Here is a 12,801-nt window from a genome sequence, read left to right as displayed (position 1 = left end):
CGAGTCGCGGCGTCCCTGCCCGCGCCCCGCCGTTCCTCCTGTCGATCACGGGGCTGGAGCACGTGGACACGCCGGTGGACGACGTGACGCGCGGCAGCAACCCCATGATCATCGGGGAGGGGGACCCGGCGTTCGGCGCGTGCCCGCGGGTGGGCAGCGGGGCGGTGTGCCAGGCTGGCGCGGTGGCAGTCGCGGAGCAGCGGAGTGGCGGGCGGACCGAGGCCGTCCGGACCTACAAGGGGCACGGGGTCCACGCGGCGCCGGGTGTGCACGAGTACGCCGTCGAGCTGGTGCGGCAGGCGCTGCCGCAGGGCGGCCGGATCCTCGAGGTCGGCTCCGGGTGCGGCGCGCTGGCGCTGCGGCTGCGCGACGCGGGCTTCGACGTCGTCCCGACCGACCTGGACCCACCGCACGACTGGATCGCCCGGCTCGACCTGGACGCCCCCGAGTGGACCGACGAGACCCGCGGCCCGTTCGACCTGGTGCTGTGCGTCGAGACCCTGGAGCACGTGGAGAACCCGCGCCAGGTGCTGCGGCAGATCCGGTCCCTGCTCCGGCCGGGTGACCGGCTGCTGGTCAGCACGCCGAACATCACCCACCCGCACTCGCGGCTGAAGAACTTCCTGGTCGGCTCGCCCTACATCTTCGGGCCGGAGTTCTACCACTCACCCGGGCACATCACGATCCTCCCGGACTGGATGCTCACCGAGCACGTCCGTCTCGCCGGGTTCGACCGGATCGAGGTCTCCACCGCCGGCGACACCTTCTACAGCGGGCTGACGCGACTGGCCTACCGGGTCGAGATGGCGGTGCTCCGGCTGTTCCGCCTGCGGGCGCGGGCCGCCCGCGGTGACGGGATCTGCACGTTCGTCACCGCCGTGGCCGTCTGAGCGCCCTGGTCACGCGGCGGCGGGGACGGCGGCCGCGGCACTCCGGGCCGGTACGACCGGCCGCCTGCGCAGCGCCCACTCGACCACGGCCAGGTTGATGACCCAGCCCGCCAGCATCAACAGCACCCGAGGGGTCCCGCTCGGCTGGCCGACGAGCAGCGTCCACGGCAGGTGGGTCAGGACCTGGGTGCCCGCGCCCAACCCGATCGCGTAGCCGCGGGCCATCCAGGCGCGGTGGGCGGCGACGTCCCGACGGCGGATGGCGGTCACGCCGAGGACCAGGCAGGCGGCCATGGCCGTGCCGAACACGAGGCGCATCGGGGTCAGCAGCACGTCGTCGGCGGGTGGGCGGGCGTAGGACAGCGCCATCCACACCCCGGACAGCGCCGCGGCCAGGCCGCACGGGACGAGCACCCGCCCGGCGACGCGGTGCCAGCGCGGCCTGCGGCGACGGAGGCCGGGGAGGAACTGCAGCGCACCCAGGAGGCAGTAGGCGCTCGCGCCCACGACGTGCACCACCAGGGGGACCGGCGAGGCGAGGAACCGGGCGTTGTCGGCTGTCACCTGCGCTCCGGTGCCGATCTCCGCGACCCGGGCCGCACCGGCGAGCACCGGGACGGCGCTGAGCAGGACCAGGCCGGTGAGGACCAGCCACTGCCGCGTGCTGGAGGACATCGCACTCCGTCCCTTCGGATCGACGAGGTGTACGGCGTACACCTGAGGACTCGAACGGTAGGTGTACGGTGTACACCCGTCAAGACCCAGGAGGACGCCGATGCCGAGGGACGCCGAGGCTCGCCGCCGGGAGCCCCTCACCCGGGACCGCGTGCTGCACGCCGCGGTCGCCCTGGCCGACGAGGCCGGCATCGCCGCGGTGAGCATGCGCCGGCTCGCCCAGCAGCTGGGCGTCGTGCCGATGGCGCTCTACAAGCACGTCGCCGACAAGGAGGCGCTGCTCGACGGCATGGTCGACGTCGTCATCGGCGAGTTCGAGGCCCCGGCACCCGGAGCGGACTGGAGGGACGCCGTCCGGCAGCGGCTGCTCTCGGCGCGCCGCGCGGTGCTCCGGCACCCCTGGGCCCGCCAGGCGATCGAGTCACGGACCCGCCGGACCCCCGTCGTCCTCGGGTACATGGACGCCGTGACCGGCACGTTCCTCGCCGGCGGGCTGTCGGCGGACCTGACCCACCACGTGATGCACGCCCTCGGCAACCGCATCTGGGGGTTCAGCCCCGAGCTGTTCGAGGAACCCCGCGCCGAGGACGCACCGGGCCCCGGTCCGGAGGAGCAGGCGGCGATGGCCGGCGAGTTCGCGCGGCGGTACCCGCACGTCCTGGCGATCGCCACGGCCGCGACCGGGGGCGACCTGTCCGCCGTCGGCGGGGGCTGCGACGAGCAGTTCGAGTTCGAGTTCGCCCTCGACCTGCTGCTCGACGGCGCCGAGCGGCTCCACCGGGGCGGCTGGCGCTCCGGGGGCACGGCCCGGGCGACGGCGGGATAGCCTCGACCCGCCAGGAGGGCTCGCCTAGTGGCCGATGGCGGCGGTCTTGAAAACCGCTATGGGGTGACACCCATCGTGGGTTCGAATCCCACGCCCTCCGCTCCTGCTCCGGCGGGCTAGCGTCGTGCCGTGGCCACAGCTCCCTTCCGTCCGCCCTGGTTCGGCAACCGGGGCGTGCAGGTGCTCGCCGCCGGAGCGCTCGTCTACAGCCTCGTGCAGCTGGTGGTGCAGGCCGTGGACGGCGAGTGGGGCGGGGCCTTCCTGAGCTTCGCCTGGAGCGTCCTGTTCGGCTACGTGCTGGTGGAGTCGCTGCGCTTCCGCCGGCAGCAGGACGCGGCGCGGGACGAGCCGGCCGGACCCGGCGACTGACCTGGCCGCTCAGGAGCCCAGGTTCGTCAGCTCGTTCACGCACAGGACGACGAACAGCACCGCGGCCCCGCTCAGCAGCACGTTGGACAGCCAGCCGTTGCGCCACCGCTCCGGCGCCCGCCGGCTGTTGAGCAGCCACAGCAGGGTCCCGGCCAGGAACGGCATGAAGAACGCGCCCAGCGCGCCGTAGGCGACGACGAGGGCGAAGGGCTGGCCGAGGAAGAGCAGCAGCATCGGCGGGAAGGTCAGCCACAGCAGGTACCCGCGGTAGGGCCAGCTGCGCTCGGCCGGACCCTCCGCCAGCTGCCCCGACGCGCGCTTCGACGTCCGCACGAAGTCGGTGAACAGCAGGCTGACCCCCTGCCAGACGCCGAGCAGCGAGGAGAACGAGGTCGCGAAGAAGCCGACCAGGAACAGCGTGCCGACCACGTCGCCGAACCGGTCCCGGAGGATCTCGTCGAGGTCGAGCAGGCCGCGGTCGCCCTCGGTCAGGGCGATGCCGGTGGCGTACAGCAGCTCCGCGCCGACGATGAGCATGGCCACCACGAAGACACCGGTCGTGATGTAGGCGACCCGGTTGTCCAGCCGCATGACCTTCATCCACGACGCGTCCCGCCAGCCCTTGGCGTTGACCCAGTAGCCGTACGCGGCCATCGTGATCGTCCCGCCGACGCCGCCCACCAGGCCCAGCGTGTAGACGGCCGACCCCTCCGGCAGCCGCGGCACCAGGCCCGACAGCGTGGCACCCAGGTCCGGCACGACCAGCACCGCGAGCCCGACGACGATCACGAACATGACCCCGATGAGCACGGTCATGACCCGCTCGAAGACGCGGTAGTTGCCGAACCAGACGAACGCCAGCCCGACCAGGCCGCAGAGGATCCCCCACGCGGGGATGCTCAGCGCCGGGAACAGCGCCGCCAGCGGCAGGGCGGACGACGTCATCGCGGTGGCGCCGTAGACGAACCCCCACACCACCACGTAGACGAGGAAGTAGACCGAGGTCCAGCCGCCCAGCGAGCGCCACCCGGCGAAGATCGTCGACCCGGTGGCCAGGTGCCAGCGCCCGGTCGCCTCCGCCAGCGCGATCTTCACGACGACGCCGAGCACGACCGCCCACATCAGCGCGTAACCGAACCGCGAGCCCGCGATGAGCGTGGCGACGAGGTCCCCGGCGCCCACGCCGGTGGCCGCGACGACGATGCCGGGGCCGACGATGCTCCATCGTCGGGTGCGCTGCTGCTGCGCCTCGGGGGAGGCGGTCACGTCCTGGCTGAGGTGCTCGTTGTCCGGCACGGCAGTGCCCTCCGCGGTGTCGACGACCGCCCCTCAGTGCAGCGGAGGGCGGGCCGGGCGGCAACCGCAGGTCAGGCCCGGATGAGCAGCTCACCCCCGTCGGCGGCGAACTGGCGGCGCATCTCGCGCAGGATGTCGAGGCCGTCGGCGTCCGCGGCGCGCACCTCGCGCAGGTCGAGCACCACGCGGACGTGCCCGCTGTCGCGCAGCCCGTCGGCGGTGCCGCGCAGCAGGTCGGCGCCCAGCGAGGTCAGCGTCCCGCTGGCCCGGATCAGCCCCGCCTGCCGGTCGACCACCTCGGTGAGGGCGGGCGCGTTCACGCGGCCGCTGCCGGCTCGACCGCGATCACGTGCCACAGGCCCGTGCGGCGCAGCAGGTCCTGGGTCCGCCGGTTGGCCCCGCGCAGCACCACCGCGCCGCCGCGGGCCCGGCAGGTGCGGTGGGCCCAGAGGAAGCTCGCGACCGCGGGGCTGGACAGTTGCGTCACGGCGGAGAGGTCGACCACCACACGCCGGGCGCCGGCCAGGAGGGCGTCGCGCAGCAGCCAGCGGACGTCGGCCAGGCCGTCGGCGAGCAGGGCGTCGTCGAGGTGGATCGTCACCACGTCGGTCCCCGTCCCGGACTCCGGCAGGGGGAGCGCCCTCGCGGGGGCCACAGGTCCCGGGGCCATGGGCATCGCCGTCCTCCTCCGTGCAGTGGGTCCGATCGTGCGGGCGCTCGCTGACAGAGTCGTGGGAGGAGTTTGCGATCCCGCCGGGAGTTGGTTTGCGATCCGGTGACGACCGGCCGAACCCCTGGTGGGCGATGGCAGCATGGCCCGAGTGGCACCGCGTCTCCTGGTCGTCGAGGACGACGACCCGATCCGGACTGCCCTGCGCTGGGCACTGGAGGACGAGGGGTACGACGTCGCGGAGGCCGCGAGTGGCGAGGAGGCGGTCGCCGTCGTCGCCACCGCCGCGCCGGACCTGATGGTCGTCGACCTGATGCTGGGCCCGATGGACGGCTTCGAGGTCATCCGCGAGGTCCGCCGCGACCACGACCTGCCGATCATCGTCGTGAGCGCCCGCGCCGACACCCACGACATCGTGGCGGCGCTGGAGGCCGGCGCCGACGACTACGTGACCAAGCCGTTCCAGGTCAAGGAGATCACCGCGCGGCTGCGGGCGCTGCGCCGGCGGGCGGGGACGGGTGCGGGCAGCGTCCCGGACGCCGGCCGGCCGGCCGAGGTGGTCCTCGACCGGCACCCGGAGGCGCCGCTGGTGCTGCGCGAGATGCGGGGGACCGTCCACCGCGGGGACCAGCAGCTGCCGCTCACCTTGACCGAGTTCCGGCTGCTGTGCGAGCTGGCCGCCGCGCCCGGGCGGGTCTTCAGCCGGCAGGCGTTGCTCGAACGGGTGTGGGCGCACGGGTTCTTCGGCGACGAGCGGATCGTCGACGTCCACATCCGTCGGCTGCGCACCAAGGTGGAGCTCGACCCCGGCGCGCCGCGGATCGTGGTGACCGTGCGCGGGCTGGGCTACCGGTTGGACCCCCAGTGAGCGGACAGGGGCGCCAGCATCGCAGCGGGCGCCGGCGAGCACAGAGCGGCGCGCTCCGCGGGAGCGAACCGAGGGCCCGGAGCGGACAGGGGCGCCAGCATCGCAGCGGGCGCCGGCGAGCACAGAGCGGAGCGCCCCGCGGGAGCGAACCGAGGGCACGGTGAGGCGGGCCCTCGGAGGGCGGGGGCTGCGGGCGCGGATCGTGCTGGGCTTCGCCGCAGGCACGCTCCTGGTCTCGGCGGTCCTGGTGACGACGACCTTCCTGCTGGCCCGCGGCTACCTGCTCGACCAGCGGGAGGCGTCGCTGACCCGGCAGGCGCTGTCCGACGCCAACGTGCTCAGCAGCCGGCTGGCGACCGCGGGCACCGAGGTCGGCGACGCGGTGGGCGAGCTGGTGCCCTCAGGCGGGGCCGACGTCGTCGTTCGCAGCGGGGACTCGTGGTTCTCCTCGAGCCTGGACGTCGGTGCGCGGGACGTCCCAGCGGAGCTGCGGGCCGTGGTCGAGGCGGGCTCGGCCAGCACCGTCCGCGTCGAGACCGCCTCCGGCCCGGCCCTGCTGGTGGGGATCCCGGTCGCCGCCGACGTCGAGTTCTACGAGCTGTCCCCGCTCACCGAGCTGCAGCAGGTGCTGCGGACCCTGGGCACGGTCCTGGGCGCCGGGGCCCTCGCCGCCACCGCCGCGGGGGCGGCCTTCGGCTGGTGGGCCAGTCGGCGCGCGGTCGCGCCGCTGGAGCAGGTGGCCGCGGCCGCGACGCGCATCGCCGGCGGCGAGCTGACCACCCGGCTGCCCCCGACCGAGGACCCCGACCTGCTGGCCATCGTGGCCAGCTTCAACAGCATGGTCGACGCGCTGGCCGCACGGATCGAGCGGGACGCCCGGTTCGTCGCCGACGTCAGCCACGAGCTGCGCAGCCCGCTGACCGGCGTCGTCACGGCCGTGGAGGTGCTGGCCGCCCGCCGGTCGGAGCTCTCCCCGCGCGGGGACCAGGCGCTGGCGCTGGTCGAGGGCGAGCTGGCCCGGTTCCGGCAGATGCTCGACGACCTGCTGGAGCTCGCCCGCCTCGACGGCGCCCCACCCTGCGACCGGGAGACGACGGTGTCCATGACCGCGCTGGTCCGCGAGGTGCTCGCCGCAGGACGGCGGGAGCCGGGCCTGCTGCACGCCGACCCCGACGAGGAGACGACCGTGGTCGGTGACAAGACCGGGCTGGAGCGGGCCGTGCGCAACCTGCTGGACAACGCCGACCGGCACGCCGGCGGCCCGTGCGCCGTCCGCGTGCGGCGGTGCGACGGGACCGTCGTGGTGAGCGTGGACGACGCCGGGCCGGGGGTGCCCCCGGAGGAACGCGAGCGGGTGTTCGAGCGGTTCGCCCGGGGCCCGCGGGCCGCCCGCCGGTCCCTGCCCGGCGCCGGACTCGGGCTGGCCATCGTCGCCGAGACCGCCGCCCGGCACGGGGGTGCCGCCTGGTGCAGCACTGCACCCGAGGGCGGCGCGCGGTTCAGCCTGTCGGTCCCTGCGGGGTCCCGGTGAGCGGCCGGCGCGGGTTCGTCGTCGCCGCGCTGGTCGCCGTCCTGGCCGGGTGCGGCGTCCCGACCGGCGGGCCGGTGGAGACGATCCCGGAGTCCGACGTCCCCCGCGGACTGGCCTCACCGAGCGCCACCGCACCGGCGCCGGCCGAGCCCGAGCCGATGGCCGAGCCCTCGCGCGTCTACCTCGTGGCCCGTGACGACAGCCTCGTCCCGCGGCCCCGGGAGGTGACCGGCCCGGAGATGCGCGACCGGCTCGACGCCCTGCTGAGGACGCTCGCCGCGGGGCCGACCGCCGACGAGCGGGAGCTGCAGCTGTCCACCGCGCTGCCCCCGGACGTCGAGCTGGCGGTCACCGACGTCGCCGCGGGGACGGTGACCATCGACCTCTCCGGGCCGGCGGAGGCACCCACCGGCCTGGACAGCCGCCGGGCCGTCGGTCAGGTGGTCCTCTCCGCCACGAGCGTGCCCGGGGTGGACGAGGTCGTCCTCACCGTCGACGGCGAGCGCGTCGAGGCGCCGCTGCCGTCCGGGGAGCTCTCCCCGGACCCCCTCTCGGCCGAGGACTACGCCGCGCTCCTCCCCGCCCCGCCCACCCCGGTGCCGGCGCCACCGTCCTGACCGGGCCCCGCCCGGTGTCATCCCCCCGAGGAGGGAGGCGTCCCTCCAGCACCGCCGTCAGGACGTCGATGGGGAGGCTGTGGAGATCCCCGCCTCCCTGAGGGCCCGGCAGCCGCGCTCGGCTGCGCGGTCGGGCGCCGTCGTCATGGTGGTCTCCGGGCTGGTCCTGGCCGTGACGACCACCGTCGGGCCCAACGGCGCCAGCCTCGTCGCCCGCAGCGCCGTCTGGGCCAGCGTCGCCCTGCTGCTCGGCGCCGCGCTCGGCTGCCTGCTGGTGCGCCCCCACCGCCTGGACCGGTCCGGCGCCTTCCCGCTGATCGGGATCAGCGGCGTCCTGCTCGTGTGCGGGCTCAACACGCTCACCGACGACCCCTCCGCCGCGGCGCAGGCCTTCCTCGCCTTCCCGGTGCTGTGGAGCGCCGCGCACCTGCGACGCTGGGCCGTCGTCCTGGTGACCGGCGCAGCGGTCGTCCTCGACGGCGCCACGCTGCTCCACCTGCTGCCGGTCGAGGCGGCGCTCACCGACCTGGTCTTCTTCGGCGCCGTGCTGGTCGTGGTGGCCGCGATGCTGGTCCGCGCCGGCGAGACGAACGACGCGCTGGTGCGCGCCCTCCAGCGCCAGGCCACCGTGGACGGGCTGACCGGCCTGGTCACCCGCCGGGTGCTGGACGAGGCGCTGACCGAGGCGCTGCAGGGTGCGGGGGCCGGTGCCGGGACGGCGCTGGTGCTGGTCGACGTGGACTCCTTCAAGCAGATCAACGACGCGCACGGCCACCCGGTCGGGGACGACGCGCTGGTGCACCTGGCCGGGGTCATCCGGCGGCAGGTCCGTGCCGGGGACGCCGTGGTCGGCCGGCTGGGCGGCGACGAGCTCGCGGTCCTGCTGCCCGGCTGCGCCCCGGAGACGGCGGCGCGGCGGGCGGGGGAGCTGCTCGAGGCGGTGCGGGCGACGCCCCTGACCCTGCCGGACGGCACGCTGCTGGCCCTGTCGGTCAGCGTGGGGGTGGCGCACGCGCCCCGGCACGCGACCCGGGTGCGGGAGCTGTACGCGGCGGCCGACGCCGCGCTGTACCGGGCCAAGCGGGGCGGCCGCGGCCGCGTCGAGGTGGCGCCGGGCCCCGCCTGACCGCGCCGGCCCCGCCTGACCGCGCAGACCTGACCGCGCCCGACCGACCTGACCGCGCCCGACCGACCTGACCGCGCCCGACCGACCTGACCGCGCTCAGCCCCGCCGGACCAGCCGCCGGGTCGTCGCGGTCAGCGTGCGCCCGGTGAGCCGCCCGTCGGCCAGGCCCAGGGCCACCACGTCGTCGAAGACCCGTTGGTCGGCGCCGGCCGCCCGGAACGCGGCGTCCATCACCGCGGGCCACCGGCTCAGCGCGGACGCCAGCGACGACGAGCGCAGGTGCCCGGCCAGTCGGCGGTCCAGCATCGCCCGGTACCGCTCCCCGGCCCGCGGCCCGGCCCCGGCCGCCACCCCGGCCAGCGCACCGGACAGGACGGCGTAGAAGATCCCCTCCCCGGTCAGCGGGTTCACCAGGCCGGCCGCGTCGCCGGCGAGCAGCACCCGCCCGTCGGGGAGCCGCGGCCGGCCGGTCGACAGCGGCAGCCGGTGCGCGCGCAGCGACGCCGGCGCCACCTCCGGCAGCAGCCGGTGCAGCCCGTCGACCAGCGCGGCGCGCGTGGCCCCACCGGAGACCAGCTCCCCGTACCCGACGTTGGCGCGGCCGTCGCCGAGCGGGAACGACCACGCGTAGGCCGGCCACCGCTGCTCGGTGGTGACCAGCAGCTGGGTGCCGACCTGGCCGGGCAGCTCGGGGGCATAGCCCCGGATCGCCACCGCGAGCCGGTCGGGGCGGTGCGTGGGCAGCCCCAGCGCCCGGCGGACGACGGACTCCGCGCCGTCCGCCCCCACCACGACCGATGCGCGGATCGTCCCGTCGACGGTCACGCCGTCGGGGTCGGACCGCAGGCTCCGCACGACGTGCCGCCGGAACCGCGCTCCGCGGTCGAGGGCCACCCCCAGGAGCCGGTCGTCGAGCACGGCCCGCGGGACCACGTGCGACGGGCGTGCCGTGGCCCGGTCGACCGTCGCCCCGCCCGGCGAGCGCAGCGCGAGCCGCGGCACGGGCGGGGAGCCGGCCACCAGCCGCGCGGGGTCGACGCCGAGGTGGGCGAGCACGTCGAGCGCCTCGGGGGCGATGCCGTCACCGCAGACCTTGTCGCGCGGGAACTCCGCGCGGTCGACGACCAGCACCGACGCACCGGTGCGCAGCGCCGCCAGCGCGGCCGCCGCCCCGGCCGGGCCACCGCCGACCACGACGACGTCCCAGCGCTCCACGAGGGCCGACGCTAGGCGGTCGGCGCGCCGAGGGCCCGGCGAGGCGGGGCGGCCGCGAGCGTGCGGGGTCCGTCGCGCCGGAGCGGCCGGGTCACGGCGGTGTCGGCGTCCACTTGCGTGCCGGGTGCTCGTAGCGCGTGACGAAGTCCAGCAGCCCGTCGGCATCGGTGACCACGCCCAGCGCGTCCAGCCGGCGGGCGTCGAGGTAGCCGTCGTCGACCATGCGGCGCAGCTGGGTCAGCAGCGGCTGCCAGAAACCGTCGACGTCGACCAGCAGCGTGGGCTTGGCGTGCAGGCCGAGCATGCCCCAGGTCCAGGCCTCGAACAGCTCCTCCAGCGTGCCGGCCGCGCCGGGGAGCGCGACGAAGGCGTCGGCGAGCTCGGCCATCCGCGCCTTGCGCTCGTGCATCGAGCCGACGACCTCCAGCTGGGGCAGGCCGGGGTGGGCGACCTCGTCGTCGGCCAGGTGCTGCGGGATGACGCCGACCACCTCGCCGCCGGCGGCCAGCGCGGCGTCGGCGACGACGCCCATCAGGCCGACGCGGCCGCCGCCGTAGACGATGCCGACCCCGGCCCGGGCCAGGTCAGTGGCCAGGTCGGCGGCGGCCTGCCGGTGGGACGGTGGACCGCTCAGGGACCCGGTGAAGACGGCGACGCGCACGTCCCGAGCCTGACACGACGGTGGGAGCGGAGTCGCAGGGGTGCGGGATCCGAGCCGTCGTACTCCGCTCGGGGTTCACTGGAGGCGTGTTCTCCTCCACCGACGGCTGGGTGACGTGCTTGTTCGGCCACCGGCACTGGGGACTGCTCGGTGCAGCCGGGCTGCTCGTGCACCGCTCCGGCGCCGACGGCACCGAGCTGCTGCTGCAGCACCGGGCCACGTGGTCCCACCACGGCGGCACCTGGGGCACCCCCGGAGGCGCGCTGCACGCGGGGGAGACCGCCGAGCACGGCGCGCTGCGCGAGGTGCGCGAGGAGCTGGGCCTGCTCCCCGACGACCTCCGGCTCGGCGCCTCCTCGGTCGACGACCACGGCGGCTGGTCCTACACCACCGTGCTGGCCCGCCCGCTGCGCCGCATCGAGCCCGGCGACCTGCGGTTGGACGGTGAGAGCGACGGCGTCGCCTGGATCCCGCTGGCCGACCTCGCCTCGGTGCCCCTGCACCCGGGCTTCGAGGCCTCCCTGACCCGGTTGCACGACCTGCTCTCCCCGCCGCCGGGATAGGGAGCGACACCCACCTCCTGCGCGCTCGGACGCGGGTGCAGCTCCCTACGCCGCCGGTGTCACGGTGACCGTGAGCGCGCGGTGGTCGCCGACCGGCAGCACCCGCGTGCCGCCGTCCCGGGCCCGCAGGCCGTCGCCGAGCGCCAGCACGTGGTCCAGCTGCACCCGGGGGTCGGCGGCGGGGAAGCTCGGCGCCCGCACCAGCGAGGTGGCCCGGAGCAGCCGCGCGGGCACCGTGCCCGGGAGGTTGAGGTCGCCGGCCAGCACCACCGGGCCGGGGATCCCGGCCAGCCACCGGCGCAGCCGCCGCAGCTGACGGACGGCCGTGTGCGGGGCGAACGAGAGGTGGGTGGTGACGACGGTGAGGTGGGCCAGCCGGGCGGCCAGGGCGATCCGCGGCTCGTCGGGGACCCACCACCAGCGCCGGCCGCCCGTGCGCGGGTCGGGGCCCTGCACGGGCAGCCGGGCGCGGCCGGTGCCCAGCCCGAGGACCGACCAGTCGAGGACGGGCAGCCGGCTGATCAGCGCGACCCCGTAGACCGGCCCTGCGGCCGCCGGGTGCGGCCCGCGCACCGCCGGTTCGGCGGGGGTCCAGCTGCGGAACGGGTCGGGCGTGCCGGTCAGGGTGACCGCGCCCCGCCAGTGCGCGGCGTCGAGCCCCTCGGCCAGGACGGCGGCCTGGTCGGTGCGGTGCGAGCGCGGCTGCCCGGCGTCCACCTCCTGGACGGCGAGCACGTCGACGTCGAGCCCCTCCACCGCTGTGCGCAGCTCGCCGGGGGTCAGGAGGGTCCCCGTCGCGCTGCGTCCCGAGGCGATGTTGGCGGTGCCGATCCGCACGGGCGGCGGCTCGGTCACGACCCGACGCTACCCGGCGGTCCGCGCTCGACGTGCCGCTGCGTGCCGCTCCGCCTACCGTGAGCGCGATCGTGTCGATCCACGGAGGAGCCGGCCCTGTCCAGCAGTCCGCGTCACCTGGCCGCCGCAGGAGCGCGCCTCGGCCGTTCCGGCGCCCAGCACCTCCGCCGCCGAGCCGGCACCCGGGGCTCCCTGGTCCTGCTCTTCCTCGCCGGGTTCCTCTGCGGCACGGCCCTGGTCCTCATCGCGGTGTCGCCGACCCCGGCCCGCTCTCCGGGGAGCGTCAGCGGGAGCGTCGTCGAGGAGCAGCCGACCGGCGGGGTGCAGCAGGGCATCGGGACGGCGGCCCGCGTGTCGGCGTCCCCCGCGGGTGCGACGACGGCCGAGGACCCGGCCGGTCGGCAGCGGCCGGCGGGTCCGGGCGGCACGGCCGACGTCCCGGCGGTCCCGGGTGTGCCGGCGGCCACCGGCTCCCCGGACGAGTCCGGCGCTCCCGCGGGGTCCTCGACCCCGGGCGGGGACGGGCCGGTGTCGGCCGGCGCACCGGCGTCGCAGGGTCAGGCCGCGGGTGGGTCGGCGGCCGGGGGACCGGCGTCGTCGGGGTCGGGATCGGGATCGGGGTCGGCGGCCGGCTCCACC

15 protein-coding genes and 1 tRNA gene are annotated in these 12,801 nt (G+C 76.2%); 9 read left to right on the top strand and 7 right to left on the bottom strand.

The window, feature by feature from the left end:
- Positions 1–74 precede the first annotated feature (74 nt).
- Complete coding sequence (locus tag ACI79C_RS05640; protein WP_456944643.1) at positions 75–890, top strand: class I SAM-dependent methyltransferase; 816 nt, start codon at positions 75–77, stop codon at positions 888–890.
- A gap of 9 nt (positions 891–899) precedes the next feature.
- On the opposite strand, the gene ACI79C_RS05635 is transcribed toward ACI79C_RS05640, so the two are convergent.
- The gene (locus ACI79C_RS05635) at positions 900–1,565 is read right to left on the bottom strand and encodes a DUF2306 domain-containing protein (protein ID WP_456944642.1); all 666 of its coding nucleotides are present in this window, start codon (positions 1,563–1,565) and stop codon (positions 900–902) included.
- A 100-nt stretch (positions 1,566–1,665) separates the two neighbouring features.
- Between ACI79C_RS05635 and ACI79C_RS05630 the strand changes: the two genes are divergently transcribed.
- The 3 genes from ACI79C_RS05630 (at position 1,666) to ACI79C_RS05620 (ending at position 2,760) form a co-directional block, all read left to right on the top strand.
- Entirely contained in the window at positions 1,666–2,391 is a 726-nt protein-coding gene (locus ACI79C_RS05630; RefSeq protein ID WP_456944641.1) for a TetR/AcrR family transcriptional regulator C-terminal domain-containing protein, read from the top strand.
- Between the two features lie 13 nt (positions 2,392–2,404).
- Positions 2,405–2,491, top strand: a tRNA-Ser gene (locus ACI79C_RS05625).
- Between the two features lie 29 nt (positions 2,492–2,520).
- Positions 2,521–2,760 carry a hypothetical protein gene (locus ACI79C_RS05620; protein ID WP_456944640.1) on the top strand — a complete coding sequence of 80 codons (240 nt, stop codon included), beginning with the start codon at positions 2,521–2,523 and terminating at the stop codon, positions 2,758–2,760.
- Positions 2,761–2,769: 9 nt separating this feature from the next.
- On the opposite strand, the gene ACI79C_RS05615 is transcribed toward ACI79C_RS05620, so the two are convergent.
- From ACI79C_RS05615 to ACI79C_RS05605, 3 genes are all read right to left on the bottom strand, one after another.
- A complete protein-coding gene (locus ACI79C_RS05615) occupies positions 2,770–4,056 on the bottom strand; it encodes an Nramp family divalent metal transporter (RefSeq protein ID WP_456944639.1) in 1,287 nt (428 codons plus the stop codon).
- 71 nt (positions 4,057–4,127) lie between these two features.
- Positions 4,128–4,376 carry an STAS domain-containing protein gene (locus ACI79C_RS05610; RefSeq protein ID WP_456944638.1) on the bottom strand — a complete coding sequence of 83 codons (249 nt, stop codon included), beginning with the start codon at positions 4,374–4,376 and terminating at the stop codon, positions 4,128–4,130.
- A complete protein-coding gene (locus tag ACI79C_RS05605) occupies positions 4,373–4,726 on the bottom strand; it encodes an STAS domain-containing protein (protein WP_456944637.1) in 354 nt (117 codons plus the stop codon). The genes ACI79C_RS05610 and ACI79C_RS05605 overlap by 4 nt, the downstream gene beginning before the upstream one ends.
- 142 nt (positions 4,727–4,868) lie before the next feature.
- On the opposite strand from ACI79C_RS05605, the gene ACI79C_RS05600 reads away from it, so the two are divergent.
- The 4 genes from ACI79C_RS05600 to ACI79C_RS05585 all read left to right on the top strand — a co-directional run bounded on the left by ACI79C_RS05600 (position 4,869) and on the right by ACI79C_RS05585 (position 8,868).
- The gene (locus ACI79C_RS05600) at positions 4,869–5,594 is read left to right on the top strand and encodes a response regulator (protein ID WP_456944636.1); all 726 of its coding nucleotides are present in this window, start codon (positions 4,869–4,871) and stop codon (positions 5,592–5,594) included.
- 160 nt (positions 5,595–5,754) lie between these two features.
- Complete coding sequence (locus tag ACI79C_RS05595) at positions 5,755–7,125, top strand: sensor histidine kinase (protein WP_456944635.1); 1,371 nt, start codon at positions 5,755–5,757, stop codon at positions 7,123–7,125.
- The gene (locus tag ACI79C_RS05590; protein ID WP_456944634.1) at positions 7,122–7,742 is read left to right on the top strand and encodes a GerMN domain-containing protein; all 621 of its coding nucleotides are present in this window, start codon (positions 7,122–7,124) and stop codon (positions 7,740–7,742) included. The genes ACI79C_RS05595 and ACI79C_RS05590 overlap by 4 nt, the downstream gene beginning before the upstream one ends.
- A 79-nt stretch (positions 7,743–7,821) precedes the next feature.
- Positions 7,822–8,868, top strand: coding sequence for a GGDEF domain-containing protein (locus ACI79C_RS05585; RefSeq protein ID WP_456944633.1), 1,047 nt, complete (start codon positions 7,822–7,824; stop codon positions 8,866–8,868).
- A 96-nt stretch (positions 8,869–8,964) separates the two neighbouring features.
- Here ACI79C_RS05585 and ACI79C_RS05580 read toward each other — a convergent pair whose 3' ends face one another.
- Both ACI79C_RS05580 and ACI79C_RS05575 read right to left on the bottom strand, forming a co-directional pair.
- Entirely contained in the window at positions 8,965–10,083 is a 1,119-nt protein-coding gene (locus ACI79C_RS05580; protein ID WP_456944632.1) for an NAD(P)/FAD-dependent oxidoreductase, read from the bottom strand.
- A gap of 91 nt (positions 10,084–10,174) precedes the next feature.
- The gene (locus ACI79C_RS05575) at positions 10,175–10,744 is read right to left on the bottom strand and encodes an LOG family protein (RefSeq protein ID WP_456944631.1); all 570 of its coding nucleotides are present in this window, start codon (positions 10,742–10,744) and stop codon (positions 10,175–10,177) included.
- 86 nt (positions 10,745–10,830) lie between these two features.
- On the opposite strand from ACI79C_RS05575, the gene ACI79C_RS05570 reads away from it, so the two are divergent.
- A complete protein-coding gene (locus tag ACI79C_RS05570) occupies positions 10,831–11,307 on the top strand; it encodes an NUDIX domain-containing protein (protein ID WP_456944630.1) in 477 nt (158 codons plus the stop codon).
- Positions 11,308–11,352: 45 nt separating this feature from the next.
- On the opposite strand, the gene ACI79C_RS05565 is transcribed toward ACI79C_RS05570, so the two are convergent.
- Positions 11,353–12,162: an endonuclease/exonuclease/phosphatase family protein gene (locus ACI79C_RS05565; RefSeq protein WP_456944629.1), complete on the bottom strand. Its 810-nt coding sequence runs from the start codon at positions 12,160–12,162 to the stop codon at positions 11,353–11,355.
- Positions 12,163–12,801: the final 639 nt, after the last annotated feature.

Source organism: Geodermatophilus sp. SYSU D00697 (assembly GCF_054050175.1).
Note: the sequence above shows the minus strand (reverse complement) of the source record. Positions and strands in the feature narration are given on the sequence as shown.

Excerpts from the sequence above, each read along its gene's own strand:
- ACI79C_RS05630 (WP_456944641.1), top strand. The coding sequence starts at position 1,666 with ATGCCGAGGGACGCCGAGGCTCGCCGCCGGGAGCCCCTCACCCGGGAC.
- ACI79C_RS05605 (WP_456944637.1), bottom strand. The coding sequence starts at position 4,726 with ATGGCCCCGGGACCTGTGGCCCCCGCGAGGGCGCTCCCCCTGCCGGAG.
- ACI79C_RS05635 (WP_456944642.1), bottom strand. The coding sequence starts at position 1,565 with ATGTCCTCCAGCACGCGGCAGTGGCTGGTCCTCACCGGCCTGGTCCTG.
- ACI79C_RS05600 (WP_456944636.1), top strand. The coding sequence starts at position 4,869 with ATGGCCCGAGTGGCACCGCGTCTCCTGGTCGTCGAGGACGACGACCCG.